The organism is Faecalibacterium sp. i21-0019-B1 (assembly GCF_042852915.1).
GTDB lineage: Bacteria > Bacillota > Clostridia > Oscillospirales > Ruminococcaceae > Faecalibacterium > Faecalibacterium taiwanense.
In genome coordinates this window covers 1,536,116-1,556,816 of the sequence record NZ_AP031425.1, presented here as the reverse complement: position 1 = coordinate 1,556,816, position 20,701 = coordinate 1,536,116, and the positions used below count along the sequence as shown (strand labels likewise).

25 protein-coding genes and 1 other annotated feature are annotated in these 20,701 nt (G+C 55.6%); of the genes, 21 read left to right on the top strand and 4 right to left on the bottom strand.

All coding sequences use genetic code 11. The features are described from left to right. The first annotated feature begins 76 nt into the window (after positions 1 to 76). The 21 genes from ACGHP1_RS07900 (at position 77) to tyrS (ending at position 16,970) form a co-directional block, all read left to right on the top strand. Positions 77 to 970, top strand: a complete 894-nt coding sequence (locus tag ACGHP1_RS07900; RefSeq protein WP_390508853.1) for an ATPase, T2SS/T4P/T4SS family — start codon at positions 77 to 79, stop codon at positions 968 to 970. Next, positions 967 to 1,431: a hypothetical protein gene (locus ACGHP1_RS07895; protein ID WP_154259857.1), complete on the top strand. Its 465-nt coding sequence runs from the start codon at positions 967 to 969 to the stop codon at positions 1,429 to 1,431. Before ACGHP1_RS07900 ends, ACGHP1_RS07895 begins: the two co-directional genes overlap by 4 nt. Before the next feature lie 18 nt (positions 1,432 to 1,449). Beyond that, positions 1,450 to 1,644, top strand: a complete 195-nt coding sequence (spoIIIAC, locus tag ACGHP1_RS07890; protein WP_154259856.1) for a stage III sporulation protein AC — start codon at positions 1,450 to 1,452, stop codon at positions 1,642 to 1,644. After that, on the top strand, positions 1,641 to 2,024 hold the full coding sequence (locus ACGHP1_RS07885) for a stage III sporulation protein AD (RefSeq protein WP_120119865.1): 384 nt from the start codon (positions 1,641 to 1,643) through the stop codon (positions 2,022 to 2,024). The genes spoIIIAC and ACGHP1_RS07885 overlap by 4 nt, the downstream gene beginning before the upstream one ends. After that, a complete protein-coding gene (locus tag ACGHP1_RS07880; protein ID WP_005942031.1) occupies positions 2,021 to 3,103 on the top strand; it encodes a stage III sporulation protein AE in 1,083 nt (360 codons plus the stop codon). Before ACGHP1_RS07885 ends, ACGHP1_RS07880 begins: the two co-directional genes overlap by 4 nt. Positions 3,104 to 3,106: 3 nt before the next feature. Next, positions 3,107 to 3,577: a hypothetical protein gene (locus tag ACGHP1_RS07875; protein ID WP_154259852.1), complete on the top strand. Its 471-nt coding sequence runs from the start codon at positions 3,107 to 3,109 to the stop codon at positions 3,575 to 3,577. After that, on the top strand, positions 3,574 to 4,107 hold the full coding sequence (locus tag ACGHP1_RS07870) for a stage III sporulation protein AG (RefSeq protein WP_154259850.1): 534 nt from the start codon (positions 3,574 to 3,576) through the stop codon (positions 4,105 to 4,107). Before ACGHP1_RS07875 ends, ACGHP1_RS07870 begins: the two co-directional genes overlap by 4 nt. Before the next feature lie 32 nt (positions 4,108 to 4,139). Next, positions 4,140 to 4,766 (top strand): SpoIIIAH-like family protein, encoded by a 627-nt coding sequence (locus ACGHP1_RS07865; RefSeq protein WP_005942037.1) that lies wholly within the window; start codon positions 4,140 to 4,142, stop codon positions 4,764 to 4,766. A gap of 160 nt (positions 4,767 to 4,926) precedes the next feature. Then, positions 4,927 to 5,313 carry an Asp23/Gls24 family envelope stress response protein gene (locus ACGHP1_RS07860; RefSeq protein WP_005942042.1) on the top strand — a complete coding sequence of 129 codons (387 nt, stop codon included), beginning with the start codon at positions 4,927 to 4,929 and terminating at the stop codon, positions 5,311 to 5,313. Positions 5,314 to 5,387: 74 nt separating this feature from the next. Beyond that, a complete protein-coding gene (nusB, locus tag ACGHP1_RS07855; protein WP_005942043.1) occupies positions 5,388 to 5,822 on the top strand; it encodes a transcription antitermination factor NusB in 435 nt (144 codons plus the stop codon). Next, positions 5,819 to 6,760, top strand: a complete 942-nt coding sequence (locus ACGHP1_RS07850; protein ID WP_097781770.1) for a glycoprotease — start codon at positions 5,819 to 5,821, stop codon at positions 6,758 to 6,760. The genes nusB and ACGHP1_RS07850 overlap by 4 nt, the downstream gene beginning before the upstream one ends. Next, complete coding sequence (gene xseA / locus ACGHP1_RS07845; RefSeq protein WP_390508847.1) at positions 6,748 to 7,971, top strand: exodeoxyribonuclease VII large subunit; 1,224 nt, start codon at positions 6,748 to 6,750, stop codon at positions 7,969 to 7,971. The genes ACGHP1_RS07850 and xseA overlap by 13 nt, the downstream gene beginning before the upstream one ends. Then, positions 7,949 to 8,164, top strand: coding sequence for an exodeoxyribonuclease VII small subunit (xseB, locus tag ACGHP1_RS07840; protein ID WP_242702821.1), 216 nt, complete (start codon positions 7,949 to 7,951; stop codon positions 8,162 to 8,164). The genes xseA and xseB overlap by 23 nt, the downstream gene beginning before the upstream one ends. After that, complete coding sequence (locus ACGHP1_RS07835; RefSeq protein WP_390508844.1) at positions 8,164 to 9,045, top strand: polyprenyl synthetase family protein; 882 nt, start codon at positions 8,164 to 8,166, stop codon at positions 9,043 to 9,045. Before xseB ends, ACGHP1_RS07835 begins: the two co-directional genes overlap by 1 nt. A gap of 32 nt (positions 9,046 to 9,077) precedes the next feature. Next, positions 9,078 to 9,545 (top strand): divergent PAP2 family protein, encoded by a 468-nt coding sequence (locus tag ACGHP1_RS07830; protein ID WP_390508842.1) that lies wholly within the window; start codon positions 9,078 to 9,080, stop codon positions 9,543 to 9,545. 68 nt (positions 9,546 to 9,613) lie between these two features. Further along, the gene (dxs, locus tag ACGHP1_RS07825) at positions 9,614 to 11,497 is read left to right on the top strand and encodes a 1-deoxy-D-xylulose-5-phosphate synthase (RefSeq protein WP_097781772.1); all 1,884 of its coding nucleotides are present in this window, start codon (positions 9,614 to 9,616) and stop codon (positions 11,495 to 11,497) included. Beyond that, positions 11,494 to 12,297: a TlyA family RNA methyltransferase gene (locus ACGHP1_RS07820; RefSeq protein ID WP_005942058.1), complete on the top strand. Its 804-nt coding sequence runs from the start codon at positions 11,494 to 11,496 to the stop codon at positions 12,295 to 12,297. The genes dxs and ACGHP1_RS07820 overlap by 4 nt, the downstream gene beginning before the upstream one ends. 38 nt (positions 12,298 to 12,335) lie before the next feature. After that, on the top strand, positions 12,336 to 13,187 hold the full coding sequence (locus tag ACGHP1_RS07815; protein WP_005942060.1) for an NAD(+)/NADH kinase: 852 nt from the start codon (positions 12,336 to 12,338) through the stop codon (positions 13,185 to 13,187). Between the two features lie 18 nt (positions 13,188 to 13,205). Further along, positions 13,206 to 13,688 (top strand): arginine repressor, encoded by a 483-nt coding sequence (locus ACGHP1_RS07810; protein ID WP_005942062.1) that lies wholly within the window; start codon positions 13,206 to 13,208, stop codon positions 13,686 to 13,688. A 21-nt stretch (positions 13,689 to 13,709) separates the two neighbouring features. After that, positions 13,710 to 15,374: a DNA repair protein RecN gene (gene recN, locus ACGHP1_RS07805; protein WP_332376308.1), complete on the top strand. Its 1,665-nt coding sequence runs from the start codon at positions 13,710 to 13,712 to the stop codon at positions 15,372 to 15,374. Positions 15,375 to 15,429: 55 nt separating this feature from the next. Beyond that, positions 15,430 to 15,685 (top strand) — a binding site (T-box leader). 64 nt (positions 15,686 to 15,749) lie between these two features. Then, positions 15,750 to 16,970 (top strand): tyrosine--tRNA ligase, encoded by a 1,221-nt coding sequence (gene tyrS, locus ACGHP1_RS07800; RefSeq protein ID WP_044953690.1) that lies wholly within the window; start codon positions 15,750 to 15,752, stop codon positions 16,968 to 16,970. 93 nt (positions 16,971 to 17,063) lie between these two features. On the opposite strand, the gene ACGHP1_RS07795 is transcribed toward tyrS, so the two are convergent. From ACGHP1_RS07795 to dapA, 4 genes are all read right to left on the bottom strand, one after another. Beyond that, a complete protein-coding gene (locus ACGHP1_RS07795; protein ID WP_390508837.1) occupies positions 17,064 to 17,531 on the bottom strand; it encodes an ACT domain-containing protein in 468 nt (155 codons plus the stop codon). A gap of 50 nt (positions 17,532 to 17,581) precedes the next feature. Further along, positions 17,582 to 18,802 (bottom strand): CapA family protein, encoded by a 1,221-nt coding sequence (locus ACGHP1_RS07790; RefSeq protein ID WP_390508835.1) that lies wholly within the window; start codon positions 18,800 to 18,802, stop codon positions 17,582 to 17,584. 141 nt (positions 18,803 to 18,943) lie between these two features. After that, positions 18,944 to 19,702: a 4-hydroxy-tetrahydrodipicolinate reductase gene (dapB, locus tag ACGHP1_RS07785; RefSeq protein WP_044953691.1), complete on the bottom strand. Its 759-nt coding sequence runs from the start codon at positions 19,700 to 19,702 to the stop codon at positions 18,944 to 18,946. A 90-nt stretch (positions 19,703 to 19,792) separates the two neighbouring features. Beyond that, positions 19,793 to 20,686, bottom strand: a complete 894-nt coding sequence (dapA, locus tag ACGHP1_RS07780) for a 4-hydroxy-tetrahydrodipicolinate synthase (RefSeq protein WP_097781776.1) — start codon at positions 20,684 to 20,686, stop codon at positions 19,793 to 19,795. Between the last annotated feature and the right edge of the window lie 15 nt (positions 20,687 to 20,701).

Sequence of the window (20,701 nt, the reverse complement as noted above, 5' to 3'; positions counted from 1 at the left end):
ATGTCCGCAGGTTCTATCCGGCAGGGACAGGCATATACTCATAGCAGGCAATGAGCCTGAAAAAGGAGAGGACAGTGTGGATGAGTATTATCGGGCGATACGCCTGCTTCCCTCATGGCTGGCCGGGCCATTGGGACAGCTGCCAGCACAGACGGCAGCGCAGATCCATGAACTTCGGTTCCGGACAGGCTGTGGTGCTTTTGTTACACTGTCGGGTCGGCAGCTCCCGCTGCAGGACCTGCCGGAGTGCCCGCTGCAGCTGAGGGAGTGTGTATTGGATCAGTTTCAGATCGAAGAGATCTTTCACACCCTGTGCGGCGGCGCGGTACATGCACACCAGACGGAGCTTGCGCATGGATTTCTGACCACGCCCTCCGGCTGCCGGGTGGGTGTGGCAGGACGCTATGTGGATCGCGACGGCCAGACGGTTCTGCAGCAGGTGCAGGGGTTGAACCTGCGCATTGCAAGGGCGGTTCCGGTACAGCTGCCGGACGAACTTCTGGTGCAACTGAAAAAGCATTTTATTGGGATGCTTTTGATCGGCGAGCCGGACAGCGGCAAGACGACGCTGCTGCGTCAGATCGCACGAGAACTGGCCGGGATGCAGCGGCGAGCCTGCGTGGTGGACGAGCGCTGCGAGATCTTTCCGCCGGGTGATTCCGAGAAGATGCCGCCGCTGGATCTGCTGTCCGGCATCCCTAAGGAACGGGCCGTGCAGATGGCACTGCGCACGCTTTCGCCGCAGGTTATTTTGCTGGACGAGCTGGGCACGCTTGCCGAAACTGCAGCGCTGGAACAGGGCTTTTACAGCGGGGTGGACTTTGTTGCAAGCGTCCATGCCGCAAGCGTGGAAGAAGCCGCCCGGCGGCCGCAGGTGCAGGCGCTACAGCGGCATGGAATGCTGCGTGTATTTGTACTGCTGCACGGCTGCACAGCGCCGGGAAAAGTCCGGCAGGTCTGCACGGTATGATGCGGCTTTTTCATTGGGCAGCGGCTGCACTGCTCCTGCTGTGCGGGTGGCTGACCGGTTCTGCATTTCAGGCCAGAACAGAGCAGCATATCCTGCAGCTGCAGCGCACCGTGGAGCTGTTGCAGCGCATCCGGCAGGAGATCGCTTACCGCAGGCTGGATCTGGAACAGCTGCAGCGGTGTCTCGTGCAGGAAAAGCTGCTGGAAAGCGATGCAGCACCAAAACTGCAGGAAATTCCGGCACCGGAAAGATTTGATGATGCGGAACGCCTTTGCTTTGAGCAGTGCTTTGCCGGCTTTGGCCAAAGCGAAGCGGCACAGGAATGCGAACGACTGGATTATTACTCTGCCCGTTTTGAAGCATTCCTGCACCAGGCGCAGCAGAAAGCGGCATCCGGGCAGGGCTTACCGTGCAGGCTTGGCCTTGCAGCCGGCGCGGTGGCAGCACTGATTCTTTTGTAGTGGCAGGAGGACGAAAACTTGGAGATCGACCTTGTGTTCAAAATTGCAGCGATCGGTATTATCGTGGCCGTCCTGAACCAGCTGCTGATCCGTTCCGGCCGGGAGGATCAGGCCATGATGACGACCCTTGCGGGTCTTGTGGTAGTGCTTTCCATCCTTGTCAAGCAGATCAGCGCACTGTTCGTTATCATCAAGTCGCTGTTTGCACTATGAGTACATCTTTTTCCATTCTGGGGGCAGTGGTCGTCTTTGCAGCGGCGCAGCTTCTGCTGCGGAAGGATGCACCGGCCTATGCGTTTCTGCTGTCCGTTGGCGCAGCATTGTTTGTGCTGCTGCAGCTTGGAGCGGCGGTGCAGGAGCTGCTTCGGAATGTACTGGCTTTCAGCCGCCGGGTGGACGGGCCTGCATTTGCCTGCCTGCTGCGCTGTGCCGGAATTTTGCTGCTGACCGATTACGCGCGGACCCTGTGTGAAGAAGCTGGTGCGGATACTCTGGCATGGTGCGCCGGGTTTGCGGGCCGATGTTTGGTTCTGGCGGCAGCATTTCCTCTGCTGGAAGAGATCTGCCAGAAGATCTGGGGGCTTGCCGCATGATAAAAAAATTCCTGCAAAAAGCGGCAGCGTTTGTATTGTGCACCGTATGCTTTCTGGCTTTTGCACCTGATGCCGCTGCGGCACAGCTGCAGGGCCTACCCGGACAGGAGCTTTGGCAGCCTTATCTGGAAAAAGCTCCGCAAAGTGCAGAGTCCTTTGCCAAAGATCCGCTCAAATCTCTGCTCGCGCTCCTGCCGGGATCACCGGCAGAGATGATCCGGCAGATGGCACACTGCTATGCGGATGTTCTGCTGTTTTTACTGTTGCTGATCGTGCTTTCATTTCTGGTGGGAGGAGCAGCCGACAGCGCCTTGTTGGAGCTAGCTGCGGCTGTGGGCTGCGGCACTCTTTTGTGGGGAGATCTGATCAGCCTTGCACAGCTGATCTGTGAGCGGATGGAGGGGTGGAAAAACTACCTTCTGGGTTTTCTTCCGGTGTACAGCGGTGTGCTCGCTGCCGGTGGAGAGGTAAATGCCAGCACAGCGGCAAGCGGTCTGCTGCTGACCGGACTGTGCTTTCTGGCACAGGGTACGGTGCTTGTGGTCAGTCCGCTGCTGCAGAGCTACCTTGCGGTAAGCATGGCGTGCTGCATCAGCACCCAGCAGGGGCTTTCGGAAACGTGCCGTGTCATGGGCGCGTTGCTGCGCAGGGGGCTTGTCTGGGCTGGGCGGATTTTTGCAGTGCTGTTAGGGCTGCAAAGAGCGGTAACAGTTCAGCTGGACCGTTCTGCACTGCGGTTGGGCCAGCTGCTTACCGGCGGCGTGCCGGTGATCGGGCAGGCTCTGAGCGATACGGCAGAAGTATTTCTTGCCGGAATGCAGCTGCTCAAAAGCAGTCTGGGTTTTGCGGCACTTGCCGTGATCGGGGCCGAATTTCTGCCACTGTATCTGCAGCTTCTGCTCCATTTGCTATTCCTTGCAGGATGCAGGCTTCTGTGCGGCCTTGCGGAGAACCGGCGCTGTCAGGCGCTGTTTGACTGCATGGCCGAAGCGGTAAAATGCATGGCAGCAGTAACGGCACTGTTTTTTGAACTGCTGACGGTAGGCGTGGGGCTTCTGATGATGACGGGAGGCGGATAGGAAATGCACGCATTTCAGACGGCGGCATCAGCGTTCTGCATTGCCTGTATCTGTGCGGAGATCACGACGCTGCTGGCGGGCGCAGGCTGGGCGGGCAGATGCATAAAAGCCGTTGCCGGGCTATATATTCTAGTGATCCTGTTCCGGCTGGCCCCGCAGATGAAGCTGGAACTGAAAAGTGCAGCGGCGGCTGCTCCGGCAGCGGTCAGCATCCAGAGTACGGAGACATCGCTCTTGCAGGGAACGCAGGAACGGCTGGAAGCGGATCTTTGCGCAGAGTGTGAGCGGCGCTTTGGTACAAAGGTGAAACTGGAGATCACACTGACCCGGACAGAACAGACCGTTCGGGCAGAAAAGGTGCTTGTGATCCTCCCGGCGGCGTGCACATCCGCAGAGCAGAGCCGGATCGCGGCATATCTGCAGCAGGAGCTTGGCATGGCACCGATACTGGAAGTACAGGAGGGCACCGAATGAAACAAGCAGGGGGCATTTCGTTCGGAGATTCCGTGAAAGATTTTGCCCGGAAATGTAAAGGGAAACAGGGCAGAGCAAGGCTTGCTGCGGCAGTAGGCATTCTGGCAATGCTGTTGATCCTGCTGTCGGAACTTTTTCCGCAGAACACGGCAGCGGGCAGCACAAAAAACACAAAGTCTGCCCAGAGCAGCACGGAATATCAGGCACAGCTGGAGAACCGGCTGGAACATCTGATCTCACAGATGAGCGGTGCGGGCAAAACGACCGTGATGGTCACGCTGGAGACTGGGGAAGAAGCCATTTATGCGCTGGATACACAGTCCGGAGAAATGCAGTCCCAGCAGACCCATGTCCTGCTGGAAGATGGTTCAGCCCTGACCGAAACGGTATGTCTGCCGCAGGTGTGCGGTGTGGCCGTGCTGTGCGAGGGCGGCGGAGACATCCGCGTTGCTGCCCGGATCACCGAACTGGTAAGCGCACTGCTGGATCTGCCATCCAACCGCATTTGTGTGGAACAGCGCAAGGGCTGAGACCCTGCAGCTTTTATAAGGAGGAACGATTTATGAGAGCACTTTCCAGAAATACCCGCAGGGCCACAGCTGTTACATTGGCTGCCGCACTGGTGATCGCCGTATACTTGAACTGGCAGTACGCCCGCAGCGATGTGCCCACGGAGCTGCCGGACAATGCTGCAATGGTCGCGGCAGAGGCTGAGGATGTCCCGGTACAGGCGCAGACGGTTCTGGATGAGCTGCCCACAGAGGCCGAAGCGGTGTCCAGCGCCAACAAAAACTATGGTGAAGCGCAGCTTGTAAGCGTTGCCAGTGACAGCGGTGCAAAGTTTTTTGAGCAGGCTCGGCTTAAGCGACAGAAGGCCCACGATGAGGCGATGGATTCCATCAAGAAAACGATGAAATCCTCGTCGCTTTCCGCAGAGGAAAAGAAGGAATATACCGCCCAGATGACCGCAAATCTGGAAGATCTGAATGCGGAGAATGAGATCGAAACGCTGATCAAAGCCAAAGGTTTTGCAGACTGCCTGTGCTTTTTGCAGTCCGGCCGGGCAGACCTTACCGTGATGACCTCCGGTGAACCGCTCACAGCGGCACAGGTGGCACAGATCCGGGATGTGGTGCTGAACAAAAGCACTGTGACTGCCCAGAACATCACGGTGGTGGAGGTCAAATAAGAAGGTGCGGCAGAGTTTTCCGAAACAAGTATTGAAATCGCACCCGCTTTGATGGTATAATAACTCTATCAATAAAGAATGATGTTGTCCTGCGTATGGCATTGATCGTTTCAGGCAGGACCATTTCAAACAAGAAAAAGCAGGCTGTGCCCGCTTTTGAATGGAGGACAACACAATGGATTTTCAGAATACAGATCTTCGGGGCGGCAGCCTTCAGATCTCCACCGAAGTCATTGGCAAGATCGCACGCTGCGCAGCATTGGAAATTGACGGCGTTGCCGAGGTTTCCTGCGGCAGACAAAATAAAAAGCTCAAGGATCTGCTGGAAGCATCCAGCATCCAGTCTCCGGTCGTGGTGGAAATGCGGGATGGTACCGCAAACATCACTCTGAACCTGATGATGAGCTTTGGCGCACGCATTCCTGCTGTGGCCGAAAAGGTGCAGGAAAACGTGAAGAACGCTGTGCAGAACATGACCAATGTCACTGTGAGCCGCGTCAATCTGGTGATTGCCGGCCTTGCAGAAACCACTGCAGCAGAGAAGTAAAATAAAATTCAGAATTGGAAGCCGATCCTCTCTGTGCTCTGGCCGGAGAGGCTTCGTGCTGCGAGAGGAACATTATGGAAAATATTTTGCCCCGTAGAGAAGCACGCGAGAATGCATTTTTGCTGGCATTTTCGCAGACCTTTGGTGATATCCCGCTGGCAGAGGCCATTACCAGCCATGAAGAAAACGATGAAGAGCACCCTGTGGATGGTTTCAGCAAGCATCTGCTGAACGCATACTACGATCATTCTGCCGAGGTGGATGATGAGATCCGTGCACATCTGCGCAACTGGACCATGGAGCGCCTGCCTCGTGTCAGCCTGACCATCCTGCGTCTGGCAGTTGCCGAGATGCTGTTTGGCGGCGAGAATAAGCCCGGTGTTGCCATCAACGAGGCGGTGGAACTGACGAAAAAGTATGGTGCGGACGAAGATTACCAGTTCGTGAACGGTCTGCTTGGCGCAGTGGCCCGGGATCACGGTCTGGACGCGGAGCAGGCCGAACAGTGAGCCGTTATACGCTTGGCATTGATACAAGCAACTATGCAACCTCTCTGGCAGTGTTTGATACAGCTGGAGAGGTTGTTTGCGCAAAGAAGCGCTTTTTGCCGGTAAAAGCGGGCCAGCTGGGCCTGCGGCAAAGCGATGCACTGTTTCATCATACGGTCGCGCTGCCGGAGATGATGCAGGAACTGGCGCAGGAATTTGATCTGACGCAGATCGATGCTGTGGGCGTATCGCAAAAGCCCCGCCCGGTAGAAGGCAGCTATATGCCTTGCTTTCTTGCAGGTGTCAATGCTGCAACGGCCTTTGCACATGCAAAAGGGATCCCACTTGTGCTGACGACCCATCAGCAGGGTCACGCTGCCGCAGCGCTGTTTGCAGCTAAGGGGGAACAGCTGTTTGCTGAAAAAGTTCTGCTGTTCCATATTTCCGGCGGCACCACGGACCTGCTGCTCTGCGATCAGGTGCGCCGGATCACAACGCTTGGCACCAGCACAGACCTTTATGCCGGACAGGCTGTGGACCGTGTGGGGGTCAGGCTTGGCTTTGGCTTCCCGGCGGGTGCCGAGGTTTCCCGTCTGGCTGCACAGTGCACTGAGGAGATCAAGCCAAAATCCAGCGTGAAGGGGATGCAATGCAGCCTTTCCGGGCTGGAAAACCAGTGCAATGCCCTGCTTGCCGCAGGCAAAACGCCGGAATATGTGTGCAAGTACTGCCTGCTCTGTGTGGCGGATACAGTGGTAAAAATGACCAAAGCTGCACAGAAGGAATACCCCGGCCTGCCGGTGGTATGTGCTGGCGGAGTGATGAGCAGCGATATCATCCGTGCATGGGTGCAGAAACGTCTGCCGCAGGTCTACTTTGTGCCGGGACAGTATTCCAGCGATAATGCCATCGGTGTTTCGATCCTGGCAGCGCGGGAGGCCGGATTATGGCTGAAGTGATTACCGTTTCAGCACTCAACCGTTATGTAAAAACGCTGCTGGATGCCAACGATGCTTTGTTTGACCTTGCCCTGCGCGGCGAGATTGCAAATTTTGTACAGAATGCGCGCAGCGGGCACTGCTATTTTTCTCTGCGGGATGATGTCTGCAGCGTCAAAGCGGTAATGTTCCGCACTGATGCACGCCGCCTTGCTTTCCGCCCGGAAGAGGGAATGCGTGTAGTCGTGCGCTGCCGCGCTACCCTTTATGAGCGCGACGGCGCATTTCAGCTGTACGTGAACGATATGTTCCCGGATGGCATTGGTGCCGCACAGCTGGCGTTGGAACAGCTCAAGGCGAAACTGGAGCAGGAGGGCCTGTTTGCACCGGAGCACAAAAAGCCGCTGCCGGAATTTCCTAAATGCATCGGTGTTGTTACCAGCAAGACGGGAGCTGCCCTGCAGGACATCCGCAATGTGCTCACACGGCGCTGGCCATCGGTACGGCTGCTGCTGTGTCCGGTGACAGTGCAGGGGTTTGAAGCCGCGCAGCAGGTGGCCGATGCCATCAAAAAGCTGGATCAGCGCAAAGAGGTGGACGAGATCATCGTTGCACGCGGAGGCGGCAGCCGGGAAGACCTGTGGGTCTTTAACGCAGAGATGATCGCCCGGGCTGCATACCGCTGCAAAAAACCACTGATCAGCGCAATCGGCCACGAGATCGACTATACCATTCTGGATTTTGTGGCAGACTGCCGTGCCCCCACACCTTCGGCTGCAGCAGAGCTGGCCGTACCGGATCGGGCAGAGCAGGAGCGGATATTGCTGGATTTGCAGCAAAATATTCGCAAAAATATGCAAAAACGTTTTGATTTATGCTATAATGGTCTGGAACAATACAACTTTGTGTTGGAGCAGGGCCTTGCACGCCGAAACTGGCAAAAAAGTCAGGGTCAGCTGCAGCAGGTGCAGGATGCCATCCGTCAGCAGATGCAGAAACGCCTGCATTCTGCAGAATTGCAGCTGGGTCATGCGGCAGCACTTACAGGGTCGCTGGATCCATACAAGGTGCTGGCGCGCGGCTACACGATGGTCACAGCAGCCAACGGCACTATTTTAAATGCAGATGATCTGCAGCCGGAAAAAACAATCTATGTTCGCAGCGCTTCCCGCCGTGCAAAGTGCATGGTGGAAGCGGTGGAGGAGATCAATGAGAGCACCCAAAAGTTTTGAGGAAGGCATGGAACGGCTGAATACGCTCCTTGCACAGATGCAGAGCGAGGATACGACCCTTGCAGATTCGGTCAAACTGTATGCAGAGGCCGCTTCTCTGATGGAGTACTGCCATGCTGCACTGGAAAAAACATCGCTGCAGATCGACGAGATCGACGCAAAGCTTGCGGGCACAGTGCAGGAGGAAAGCTAATGGACTATCAGGAGCAGTATCAGAATTATCTGGCGCAGGCAATGGCCGCGCTGGAAACGGCCTGCGGCCGTTTTCTGCCGGAAGAATCCGAGGTGTGCCGTGCGGCACGCTACAGCTTGATGGGCGGCGGCAAACGGATCCGTGCAGTTCTTGTTCTCAGCGTCTGCGACATGCTGGGCGGCAGTATGCAGGCGGCACAGCAGTTTGCAGCTGCTGTAGAAATGCTGCACTGCTATTCGCTCATTCACGATGACCTGCCCTGCATGGACAATGATGATCTGCGCCGCGGCCGTCCTTCCTGCCACAAGGCGTTTAGCGAAGCAACTGCCATGCTGGCCGGTGATGTGCTGCTGACAGAAGCATTTGAGACAGTCGCCAATGCCCCGGCAGATGCGTCTGTCTGTGTACAGGCAGCGCGGGCACTGGGTGCAGGCGCTGGCAGCCGCGGCATGGTCTATGGACAGGAACTGGATCTGAAATACGAAGCGTTGGCCGCAGCAGAAGACCAGCTTCGGCTGATCCACCGCAATAAAACGGGTGCGCTGATCAATGCAGCCATCCAGATGGGTGCGGCTGCGGCCAAAGCGGATGAAGCACAGTGCAGAGCGCTGGAACAGTATGCTTATGGTCTGGGCCTTGTTTTTCAGATCGTGGACGATGTGCTGGATGTTACCAGCACACCGGAACAGCTGGGTAAGCCCATTGGCAGCGACAGCGAAAATGGAAAGACTACCTTTGTGACCCTTTATGGTGCGGAAGGTGCCATGAAGCTTGCACATGACCTGAATCAGGAGACCTGCACGGAACTGCACCGGAATTTTGGCGAAAAGGCTGCGTTTCTGGAACAGCTTGCGCAGCAGCTTCTTGTGCGTAAAAACTAAAAATAATCCATACAGAATAAAGGAAAAAGATTATGCAGCTTATTCATAACATCCTGTCTTTCAATCAGATCCTTACGGTTTCACTGCTCGGCTGGTTTGTGGCGCAGGTGCTTAAAACCATCATCAATTTTATCCTGCTGGGCAAGTTCCAGTTGGAACGCATGTGGGGTGATGGCGGTATGCCCAGTGCCCACAGCGCAACGGTCTGTGCCATGGTCATTGCAACCGGACGCTGTGTGGGTGTTGACTCTGCCATTTTTGCAGTGGCAAGCGTGGTGGCAATCATTACCATGCACGATGCCATGGGCGTGCGGCATGAGACTGGCGAGCAGGCCAAGGTCCTGAACCAGATGATCGATCAGTGGATCGAAGTGAGCGAGAAGAATGCTCCTTTCCTGCAGAACATGCATCTGAAGGAGATGGTCGGCCATACGCCGCTGCAGGTCGTGGCAGGCGTACTGGTCGGCGCAGCCGTCGGCTTCCTGTATCCGCTGGCTTGAGACATTCTTTTTTCACGCAGGAACGCACTGCAGCAACAGAAAATCTTCATTTGAAGGACGTGTGATTTATGGGAGCATTGCTGCTGGACAGCATCAATCAGCCCAGAGATTTAAAGCAACTGAATGAACAGCAGGTGAAACAGCTGTGCGCGGAGATCCGCCAGTTTCTGCTGGAGAATATTTCCAAGACGGGCGGCCATCTTGCCTCAAACCTTGGCGTGGTAGAGCTTACCGTTGCGCTGCACCGTGTTCTGGATACACCACAGGACAAAATCGTGTTTGATGTCGGTCACCAGTGCTACACACACAAGATCCTTACGGGTCGGCGCGGACAGTTTGATAAGCTGCGCCAGCTCGACGGGATCTCCGGTTTCCCGAACCCGAACGAGAGTGAACACGATGCATTCATTGCCGGGCACGGAAACACGGCGCTTTCGCTTGCGATCGGCATGGCGTGGGCCAAAAAGCTGCATCATGAAGCAGGGCTTGTGGTCGCGGTGATCGGCGATGGTGCCTTTACCGGCGGCATGGTCTACGAGGGCATGAACAACATTGAACAGTTGGACAACCTTCTTGTGATCCTGAACGACAACAAGATGTCCATTTCTAAAAATGTCGGTGCACTTGCCCGCTATCTGACTCATTTGCGCACGACCACGGCCTATTTTGATGCCAAGGATAATGTGCGCAGCTTTTTGGATGGAGTACCGCTGGTGGGCGCTCCACTGAAAAAAAACATCACCGAGTGCAAGACGCTTTTGCGTCGGGCAATGTACCACTCTACCATGTTCGAGGATATGGGCTTCCAGTACATCGGGCCGGTGGATGGCCACAACGTGGAAGAGCTGGAACGCACACTGCGCACCATCTGCAACCGGCAAGGGCCACATTTTCTGCACGTGATCACAAAAAAGGGCAAGGGCTATCAGCCGGCCGAGGTAAACCCCGGCAACTATCACGGCGTGTCGGCATTTGATCCGGATGGAATGCCCGACCCGGAGGTGGCACCAAAGGAATCGTTCTCGACGGTATTTGGCAATGCTCTTGTGACGGAAGGTGACCGGAACCCGAATATCTGTGCCATCACTGCTGCAATGAAGTATGGCACCGGCCTGCAGTTTTTTGCGCACAGCCACCCGGAGCGTTTTTTTGATGTCGGTATGGCAGAGCAGCACGCTGTGACCTTTGCTGCCGGGCTTGCAAGTCAGGGCATGCTGCCGGTGGTATGCATTTATTCCACCTTCTTGCAGCGTTCCTATGATCAGATCATCCACGACGTAAATCTGCTGCGGGAGAATGTAGTTTTTGCCATCGACCGCGCCGGTTTTGTCCCAGCGGATGGCGAAACGCATCAGGGCATTTACGATCCCGCTTTCCTGAGCCAGCTTGGAGTGCCGCTGTATGCGCCTTCCAATTATCAGGAACTGAATTACTGGCTGCAGCAGCTGTTGAGTGACCGCTTCCATGGCCCACGGGCAATTCGTTATCCCCGCGGTGGGCAGGATGCAGCGCTGGCGGAATTTGGCTGCACCGGCGAAGATTATAATTTCCTGTGCAAAGCGGATGATGCAACAATCGTTCTGGTGAGTTACGCCGACGAACTGGCCGACCTTTTGCAGGCAGAACGTGAATTACAGCAGAAAAGCATTGCGTGTGATGTGATAAAGTCTGTAAAGCTGTATCCCTTTACAGACAAAATGATCGCTGATCTGTCGAAATATAAAATAATTCTGTTCGCAGAAGAATGCATTGCAAACGGAAGCATTGGTGAACATCTGGAATATGCTTTGCAGCAAAACGGATGGAATGGGCGCTTTATCCATTGTGCAGTGCGGAACGCGTGTCTTCCGCATGCCAGTGTGTCACAGATCAAACAGGCAACCGGTCTGGATGCAGCGCATCTTGTACAGGCCGTGCAGATGGCCGTGACGAAAGGAGAAAATTTACTGTGAAGATTCGATTGGACCAATATCTTGTTCAGCATGGTCTGACACAGAGCCGTGAGCGCGCAAAGGCGCTGATCATGTCCGGCATCGTTTTTGTCAATGAGCAAAAGGTGGACAAGGCCGGAGAGATGATTAAGGAAGATGCCAAGGTGGAAGTGCGCGGGCACGACATTGGCTATGTCAGCCGCGGCGGCCTGAAGCTGGAAAAAGCTATGAAGTGTTTCCCGCTTACGCCCAATGGCAAGGTCTGCATGGACATTGGAGCATCTACCGGCGGCTTTACGGATTGCATGCTGCAGAACGGTGCTGTCAAGGTCTATGCGGTGGATGTCGGCTATGGACAGCTTGCATGGAGTCTACGCACAGACGAGCGCGTAGTGAACATGGAGCGCACGAACATCCGCAATGTCAAACCGGAGGATCTTGCCGAACAGATCGAGTTTTTCAGTGTGGATGTCTCGTTTATCTCGCTGCACCATATTTTCCCGGTGGCACAGGCAATCACAACGCCGGATGCCATGGGCGTTTGTCTGGTCAAGCCGCAGTTTGAAGCTGGACGCGAAAAGGTTGGCAAGAACGGTGTGGTGCGCGACCCTGCTACCCACCGTGAAGTGCTGCACAATGCCATGGGCTATGCTGCTGCAAACGGTTTTGCTGTACGCGGATTGGATTTCAGTCCGGTAAAGGGACCTGAGGGCAACATTGAATACCTGATGTTCGTGCAGAAGAGCGGTGAACCTTCCGTGCTGGACGACAGCGTTGCAGAGCAGGTGGTGGCGGCAAGCCACAGCACGCTGGACCGCTGAGCGGCTCTGCCATCAGACCAGAAAAAGGAGCTTCCCGCATGACGATCTATATTTCGCCGAATCCCGGCAAGACCTCTGCCAACGAGATCGCACTGCGCGCGGCGCAGATTCTAATGAACCATGGTGCAGCTGTTCTGATGTGTGAACAGCCGCGCACAAGCTGCAGCACGGCCGGAGTGGTTTATCTGCCGCTGGAGGAATGCCTTGAGCAGGCAGATGTGATCCTGACCATTGGCGGCGACGGCACCATTCTGCATGAGGCAAATCTTTCGCTCCGGTACGCAAAGCCGATCTTGGGCATCAATCTGGGACGCTGTGGTTTTCTGGCTACCTGCGAAGTCAGCGAGATGGAAGCCAAGCTCTCCGCTGTTGCACGGGGAGAGTTCAGCGTAGACAACCGGATGCTGCTGTATGTCCGCGTTCTTGGCCACGATGGCTGGGAGGGCCACGCCCTGAATGACGTGGTGGTCACAAAGGGCCGCCTGCAGCAGGCGATCGATTTCAGCATTTACTGCGATGATATTTTAGTAGAGCACTACCGTGGGGACGGTGTGATCGTTGCAACGCCCACCGGCTCCACAGCGTATTCGCTGGCGGCGGGCGGGCCGATCCTGGATTCCCAGACGAAGGGCGTTGTTGTAACGCCTATCTGCCCGCACAGTCTGGCCAGCCCGGCCATGGTGTTTGCGCAGGAGCGCAAGCTGAATATCTGTGTGGGACAGGTGGCCGATGATGAAGTGTTTATCAGCTGCGATGGCAGAGCTGGCTGTCCGCTCAAGGCCGGCGCAACGGCTGAAGTAAGGCTCTCCGATCAGGTGGTAAAGCTGATCACCTTCGGAAAAGCAGATCAGTTCCAGGCCATTGACCAGAAGCTTCGCAGCAGACGATAAGGGGGAGGCGAGTTTACGATGGCGCGCAGCCGTAAGGAAGATGTAAAAAGCAAGGGAGAACGTCAGCAGGTGATTCTCCGGCTTGTGCAGGAACACCCGATCAGCCGGCAGGAAGTTCTGCTGGATCACCTTTCCAAAGAGGGATTCGAGGTAACACAAGCCACCGTTTCCCGCGATATCCGGGAGCTGTGTTTGGTAAAAGCTGCCACGGCAGAGGGGTATCGCTATGTCTCCAGCCGGAACGAAAGCTTCAACCCAAAAACGCAGGGAAGGTTTGAAACGATCTTTCATGAATCCGTGCTGGGGGTAGATTACGCCGGACATGTTGTGCTGGTAAAGTGCTATTCTGGCATGGCCAACGCCGCATGCGAGGTTTTTGACGCATTGCAGTGGAAAAATGTGGTGGGCACGCTTTCGGGCGACGACACGTTCCTGATCGTTGCACGGTCGGAGCGTGATGCAAAAACGATCTGCTCGGAACTGACGAGACACATTGGATAAAAATAACGCGGGAGAAAAGATATGCTGAGCAGCCTGCAAATTGAAAATGTTGCTGTGATCCAGAAGGCTGAAGTACATTTCAAGCCGGGCCTGAATGTTCTTACCGGTGAGACTGGTGCCGGCAAGTCGATCCTGATCGATTCCATCAATGCGATCCTGGGAAACCGCACTTCAAAGGATCTTGTGCGCACAGGGGCCTCCAAGGCGGTGATCCGTGCAGCCTTTGAGGAGGTGCCCGGTACGGTGCTGGACAGCCTTGAGAAGGCGGGCTACGAGCGCTCGGATGCACTGATGCTCAGCCGCGAGATCACAGCCGAGGGCAAAAGCACCTGCCGCATCAACGGAATGCCTGCAACGGCTGCGGTTCTGCGGGAGCTGTGTGGAGGACTTATCAATATCAACGGTCAGCACGACTCTGTGGGCCTTTTGAACCCGGCAAGACATCTGGGCATTCTGGATGATTATGCGCAGAACAGCGCGGAGTTTCAGGACTATTATGTCCTGTACCGGGAGCTTGTGCGTATCAAGCGGGAGCTGGATGCCATGATCACCGACGAAGCCGAAAAGCAGCGCAGGATTGATCTGTTGAGCTATCAGGTGCAGGAGATCGAGGATGCCGGACTGACCGCCGGAGAGGAACAGACGCTGGAAAGCCGCCGCAAGATCCTTGCCAATGCATCTGCCATCCGGGATAAGATCGCACAGAGCTATGCATTGCTTTCGGGCGATGACGAGGCCTCCGGCGCAGTCGATCTGCTGGGTGAGGCATCCAATGCAGTGGATGCTGCCGCGCAGCTGGATGATGCACTTGCCGGTGCATCCAGTCAGCTGCTGGATCTGTATTACAATGCAAAGGATGTTGCCGCAGATTTGATCGGTCGGCTGGATTCCTATGATACCAACGATGCGGAGCTGGACGAGATTGAGCAGCGTCTGGATCTGATCTACAAGCTCAAGCGCAAATATGGTGATACGGTAGAAGACGTGATCGCTTTTGGACAGAATGCAAGGGAAGAACTGGAGCGCATCCAGTCCTCACAGGAGCGGCATGACCACCTGCAGGCAGAAAAGCTCCGCCTTTATGCGCTGGCCCGTGAAAAGGCAGAAGCACTGACCCAGACGCGCCTGCGCGCTTTTGAAGAGCTGAACAAGCGTATTTCCGGCACGCTGGATTTTCTGAACATGCCGGGCGTGCGCATGACACTGCGCCATACCCGCGGCCCGCTGGCAAGCCATGGGCAGGACAGCATCGAGTTCTACATTTCCACAAACCCCGGTGAGGCGCCCAAACCCCTTGCAAAAATTGCTTCCGGCGGCGAGCTGAGCCGCATCACGCTGGCCATCAAAAATGCAATGGCCGATAAGGATGCCGTGCCTACTGTGATCTATGATGAGATCGACAGCGGTGTTTCTGGCAAAGCCGCCGGGCGTATTGGTGAGGTACTGCGCCAGAGCGCACAGGGCCACCAGATCTTGTGCATCACCCATACAGCCCAGATCGCTGCACTGGCGGACTGCCATCTGCTGATTCAGAAAAATGTAGCCAATGACCGCACCTATACCGAGATCCATCCGCTGGATGAGGAGGGCAGGGTGGAAGCACTGGCCCGGCTGATTTCCGGCGACCACATTACCGAGCTTTCGCGTGCCAATGCCCGCGAAATGCTGGGTCTTGGCGCAAAATAAGCCGCTGCAGATAAGGGGTTGACAAGCCCGAAGCATTGTGATAAAGTAGTCCTTGTTAATGGCGATGAAGGGAACAAGTACCTTGAAGTGTTCTGCCCAGAGAAACCCCGGTTGGTGTAAGGGGCCGCAGAGCAGCAGGGGAAATACCTCCCGGAGCTGCAGGCTGAATGCCGTTCAGGTTAATAGGCTGTGCCGCGTGCGAGCGTTACAAACGCAGGAGTGTCTCTCTACTCTGGGGTGTGCACTCGTGAGGTCGTTTCTGTGAGGAAGCGGCAAACAGAGGTGGTACCGCGAATTTTCTCGCCCTCTGCCAAATTCATTTTTGGCAGGGGGTGTTTTATTTTTCCCTCTGCCCACAAACAGGAGGAAAAAATCATGACTCTGTACGAAGAACTCAAGGCCCGCGGCCTGGTGGCCCAGATCACCGATGAAGAGATCATCGACCTGATCAACAATGGCAAGGCAACCTTTTACATTGGCTTTGACTGCACTGCCGACAGCCTGACCGCAGGCCACTTTATGGCCCTGACCCTGATGAAGCGCCTGCAGATGGCAGGCAACAAGCCCATTGCCCTGATCGGCGGCGGCACTACCATGATCGGCGACCCCTCCGGCCGTACCGACATGCGCAAGATGCTGACCAAAGAGGATATCGCCCACAATGCCGCATGCTTCAAAAAGCAGATGGAAAAGTTCATCGACTTCTCTGAGGGCAAGGCACTGATGCTGAACAATGCAGACTGGCTGCTGAACCTGAACTACGTGGAACTGCTGCGTGATGTGGGTGCCTGCTTCTCCGTGAACAACATGCTGCGCGCCAAGTGCTACGAGCAGCGCATGGAGAAGGGCCTGTCCTTCCTCGAGTTCAACTACATGATCATGCAGAGCTACGACTTCTACTACATGTTCCAGCACTACGGCTGCAACATGCAGTTCGGCGGCGACGACCAGTGGAGCAACATGCTGGGCGGCACCGAGCTGATTCGCCGCAAGCTGGGCAAGGACGCTTATGCTATGACCATCACCCTGCTGACCGACTCTCAGGGCAAGAAGATGGGCAAGACCGCCGGCAATGCCGTCTGGCTGGACCCCAACAAGACCAGTCCATTCGAGTTTTACCAGTACTGGCGCAATGTGGGCGATGCCGATGTGATGAAGTGCATCCGCATGCTCACCTTCCTGCCGCTGGAGCAGATCGACGAGATGAGCACATGGAAGGATCAGCGCCTGAACGAAGCTAAGGAAATTCTGGCTTACGAGCTGACCAGCATGGTCCATGGCAAAGAAGAGGCCGAGAAGGCCCAGAATGCTGCCCGCGCACTGTTCAGCGGCAGCGCAATGGATACCGAGCACATGCCTTCTACTCAGCTGACCGAGGCCGACCTGACCGATGGCTCCATCGGTATCCTGACCCTGATGGTCAAGGCTGGTCTGGCAGCATCCAACGGCGAGGCACGCCGTCTGGTCGTGCAGGGCGGTGTTCTGGTGGATGGCGAAAAGGTAGCCGCTCCCACCGTTGGCTTCACTGCTGAGCAGCTGGCAAAGGGTATTGTGATCAAGAAGGGCAAGAAGATCTACCACAAGGTCACTCTGTAAAAATATTGAACATGAAAATGCCGGTGTACTCTGTTTTGGAGTGCACCGGCATTTTTTTCACTTGATGGAGGATTGCTCGCTTGCTTGCAGAATTTACAGCTCGTAAGCCTTCTTCAATGCTTCGTAAGCTGCATCCTCATTCTCTGCGTGGACCAGCAGGGAAATATCCAGATCGCTGGTGGTGATAAGCAGTACTTCAATGCCGGCCATTGCCAGAGAATTCAGTGCACGGGCAGCTACGCCGCAGCTGGTGACCATTTCTTCACCAAACAGGTTCAGCTTGGAATAACCCACGCTGATCAGCGGAGAAGCCTTGGCATCCTTGTCCAGATTTGCAACGGAAATAGCCTTCATCACCAGCGGAAGATCACTGCTGGAAGCGGTAAAGCAGAAATCGATGGTGGTGCCATGGGGTGCACTCTGGCTGATCATATCTACGACCACACCGTTATCTGCAAAGATCTGCAGGTAACGTGCGAGGCTGTTGCCCTTGAACTCTACATCCTGCACACTGATCATCATGAGGCTCGGCTCAATATTGATCTTCGATACTCCGTACATAAGGATCCTCCGTTCTGCCCGAAAGGCGGGCTTCAACAATACAAAAATATTCAGGTAAGCTGCAAAAACTCCGGGTCGATATTTTCCCGGGCAATGGACTGAATCATTTCCAGGCTGAAATCTGGATACGCCTGTCGTACTCCGTGGGCCTTTGTAAGGGCTTCGGTATAATCGCGGAACAGGTAGGTACGCACATTGGATTTGCCTGCATCATAGTGGGTCACCGTCGGCAGAAGTCTGGGAGAGAGCACGCTGCAACGGACAGTGCCGTCCGGTTCGGTCGTTTTTTCAAGCTGAACCGATAAAATTGCGCCGACCAGCTGATTGGGCTTTTCCTGCGTGCTGATAAAATTGCCCAGAGAATAGGCCGTGAACACCTGCCTGCCGTCTGCTGCAGTCAGCCACTGTGCATTTTGCAGCACATGCGGGTGGGTGCCAATGATCAAGTCTGCACCCCAGTCTGCAAGGTTTTGCGCCAGAGTTCGCTGCGGATCTGCGATGGCATGGCTGTTTTCTACGCCCCAGTGCACACCCACCACCACAAAATCTGCAAGCTGACGTGCCGCTTTTACTTGCTGCTCGATCACATCGGTCTGGCTGGTATAGATCACATTGGCCTGCATGGAGCTGTTCTGCGGGATGCCATTGGTATGCTCTGTGTAGGAAAGATACGCGATCGTTACACCATTGACAGTCTGCAGCGGGATATGACCGTAGTCACTTTCTCCCTTCCACAAACCGGTGGTCACTACATCCTCCGGCATACTGCCCCAGAAGCGCAGGGTAGCGGCAATGCCGGAAGCGCCTTTATCGTAGGTGTGGTTATTGGACAGGCTGAACACCCGCACACCCGCCCGGTAAAGCGCACGGGCGCAATCGCCCGGCGTAGAAAAGCATGGGTAGGAGGATGGCTCCAATTCATCCGTGCAGAGCGTTTCCTGATTGATCCAGTTCACATCATGCTGTGCATAAAAAGGCGCAATATGTTCGTAACAGTAATCGAAACTGTAAGCTTCCTCTCCGGAAGCGCGGCGCTGCGCCTGCTTATAAATGGGAGCGTGGATCAGATTATCTCCTGTTGCAGAAAAGCAGACAGTCTGAACCAGCGGCTGCGGTTCCGGCTCTGGCGCAGGCTCTGCTTCTTCCAGCTGTGATACAGTGGCAGAACCTGCAGAAGAGCTTTCCGTGCTCACCGGTTCTGCCGTCGGTATGCTTTCCTGCAGAAAGAACTTTGGCAGCAATGGCAGGCAGAACAGAAATACGATCAGCATCGCTCCGGCTGTCCAGAAAGCCTGCCTTCTGGCGCGGCGTTTTGCAGTCGGTCTGCGCCGGTGTTGTTGCGGGGATTGATTGCTCATCCGCGTCCACATCCTTCCACCATGTTTCTGCCAAAAGCAGAGCAATCAGGCTTTTTAAAGTGCAGCGATCATATCACCCATATTGTACAGGCCCGGCTCCTTTTTTGCAAGGTAAACTGCTGCATTCACGGCGCCGTTTGCAAAAATATTGCGGGAGTAAGCGGTGTGCTTGAGAGTGATCACCTCGTCCGGGCCGCAGAACAGCACTTCGTGATCACCCACGATGCTGCCGCCGCGCACGGAACTGATACCAATTTCCTTCGGATCGCGCTTCTGGCGGACAGAAGAACGGTCGTAAACATAATGATATTCGCCATTGTTTTGCTCATTGATGGCATCGGCCAGCATCAGAGCGGTGCCGCTGGGTGCATCCAGCTTGTTGTGGTGGTGCTGCTCCACGATCTCAACATCGTAGTTCACACCCAGAATAGCCGAAGCGCGCTTGCACAGCTCCGACAGCACATTGATGCCCATGGACATATTAGCGCTCTTGAACACCGGCACCGTGCGGGATAGCTGCACCACCTTGAGCTGCAGCTCTTCCGAAAGGCCGGTGGTGCACACCACGATGGGCAGCTTGTGAGCTTCACAGTAGGGCAGAGCCTTTTCCACAGCGGCCGGAGAGCTGAAATCGATGATCACATCGCCCTTGCCGTCCAGCTTTTCCAGGCTGTCATACACAGGGATGCCGTTCTGTTCGCCATCCTTCAGGTCGATGCCTGCAATCACGCGGCAGTCCTCGCGCTGTGCGATCATATCACACAACACATGGCCCATGCGGCCGCCGATGCCCTGAATCACAATATCCGTCATAATTTTTATCCTTTCCTGCCCGTTTTGCATATCGGCATATCGCAAAATGCCCGGACAGAGCACTCCGCCGGGCATTTTGCAGCCAAAAACTTATTCTGTAATAAGACCCTCTGCACGCAGAGCCTTTTCAATCTGCTCCTTGTGGGCCTCGCTCGGCTCTACCAGAGGCAGACGGCACTCGCCAGCTTCCCAGCCCAGTACATTCATGGCGTACTTCACCGGAATGGGGTTCACTTCACAGAACAAAGCATCTGCCAGCGGCAGCATTTCCAGCTGCAGCTCACGGGCTTTTGCGGTATCGCCATCAAAGAATGCCTTGCAGCAGTTGTGCACCAGCTCCGGCTTGACATTGGACACGACGCTGATCACGCCCTTGCCGCCCAGAGCCAGCAGGGGAACCACCTGATCGTCGTTGCCGGAATAAATGTTCAGCTCGTCGCCGCACAGCTGTGCGATCTTGGCTACCTGAGAGATGTTGCCGGAAGCTTCCTTGATGCCGTTGATCAGAGGATGCTTGCTCAGTTCCAGAGCAGTCTCCGGGGCAATGTTCAGGCCGGTGCGGGAAGGCACGTTGTACATGATCACCGGGATGCCTCCGGCCTCAGCCATGGCGGTAAAGTGAGCAACCAGACCAGCCTGCGTGGTCTTGTTGTAATAGGGAGTCACCATCAGCAGAGCGTCTGCGCCGCATTCGGCAGACTTTGCGGCCAGTGCGCAACCGTGGTCGGTATCGTTGGAGCCAGCGCCTGCAATGACGGGCACGCGGTGGTTGACAACATCCACCGTATACTTGATGGCGGCAAGCTGCTCCTCATCGGTCATGGTGGAGCACTCGCCGGTGGTGCCGCAGATGATGATGGCATCGGTATGGTGCGCGATCTGATCCTCAATAATGCGGCCCAGCTCGTCAAAGTTGATGCTTCCGTCCTCGTACATCGGGGTGATAATGGCAACACCCGCGCCGGTAAAGACAGGATTCTTCATAGACTAAAAACTCCT

Excerpts from the sequence above, each read along its gene's own strand:
- xseB (WP_242702821.1), top strand. The coding sequence starts at position 7,949 with ATGAGAGCACCCAAAAGTTTTGAGGAAGGCATGGAACGGCTGAATACG.
- ACGHP1_RS07790 (WP_390508835.1), bottom strand. The coding sequence starts at position 18,802 with ATGCTGATCGTATTTCTGTTCTGCCTGCCATTGCTGCCAAAGTTCTTT.
- ACGHP1_RS07830 (WP_390508842.1), top strand. The coding sequence starts at position 9,078 with ATGCAGCTTATTCATAACATCCTGTCTTTCAATCAGATCCTTACGGTT.
- dapA (WP_097781776.1), bottom strand. The coding sequence starts at position 20,686 with ATGAAGAATCCTGTCTTTACCGGCGCGGGTGTTGCCATTATCACCCCG.
- ACGHP1_RS07815 (WP_005942060.1), top strand. The coding sequence starts at position 12,336 with ATGACGATCTATATTTCGCCGAATCCCGGCAAGACCTCTGCCAACGAG.
- ACGHP1_RS07810 (WP_005942062.1), top strand. The coding sequence starts at position 13,206 with ATGGCGCGCAGCCGTAAGGAAGATGTAAAAAGCAAGGGAGAACGTCAG.
- ACGHP1_RS07870 (WP_154259850.1), top strand. The coding sequence starts at position 3,574 with ATGAAACAAGCAGGGGGCATTTCGTTCGGAGATTCCGTGAAAGATTTT.
- dapB (WP_044953691.1), bottom strand. The coding sequence starts at position 19,702 with ATGACGGATATTGTGATTCAGGGCATCGGCGGCCGCATGGGCCATGTG.
- ACGHP1_RS07865 (WP_005942037.1), top strand. The coding sequence starts at position 4,140 with ATGAGAGCACTTTCCAGAAATACCCGCAGGGCCACAGCTGTTACATTG.
- ACGHP1_RS07885 (WP_120119865.1), top strand. The coding sequence starts at position 1,641 with ATGAGTACATCTTTTTCCATTCTGGGGGCAGTGGTCGTCTTTGCAGCG.
- ACGHP1_RS07895 (WP_154259857.1), top strand. The coding sequence starts at position 967 with ATGATGCGGCTTTTTCATTGGGCAGCGGCTGCACTGCTCCTGCTGTGC.
- nusB (WP_005942043.1), top strand. The coding sequence starts at position 5,388 with ATGGAAAATATTTTGCCCCGTAGAGAAGCACGCGAGAATGCATTTTTG.
- xseA (WP_390508847.1), top strand. The coding sequence starts at position 6,748 with ATGGCTGAAGTGATTACCGTTTCAGCACTCAACCGTTATGTAAAAACG.
- ACGHP1_RS07875 (WP_154259852.1), top strand. The coding sequence starts at position 3,107 with ATGCACGCATTTCAGACGGCGGCATCAGCGTTCTGCATTGCCTGTATC.
- ACGHP1_RS07880 (WP_005942031.1), top strand. The coding sequence starts at position 2,021 with ATGATAAAAAAATTCCTGCAAAAAGCGGCAGCGTTTGTATTGTGCACC.
- dxs (WP_097781772.1), top strand. The coding sequence starts at position 9,614 with ATGGGAGCATTGCTGCTGGACAGCATCAATCAGCCCAGAGATTTAAAG.
- ACGHP1_RS07795 (WP_390508837.1), bottom strand. The coding sequence starts at position 17,531 with ATGTACGGAGTATCGAAGATCAATATTGAGCCGAGCCTCATGATGATC.
- tyrS (WP_044953690.1), top strand. The coding sequence starts at position 15,750 with ATGACTCTGTACGAAGAACTCAAGGCCCGCGGCCTGGTGGCCCAGATC.
- ACGHP1_RS07835 (WP_390508844.1), top strand. The coding sequence starts at position 8,164 with ATGGACTATCAGGAGCAGTATCAGAATTATCTGGCGCAGGCAATGGCC.
- recN (WP_332376308.1), top strand. The coding sequence starts at position 13,710 with ATGCTGAGCAGCCTGCAAATTGAAAATGTTGCTGTGATCCAGAAGGCT.
- ACGHP1_RS07860 (WP_005942042.1), top strand. The coding sequence starts at position 4,927 with ATGGAGGACAACACAATGGATTTTCAGAATACAGATCTTCGGGGCGGC.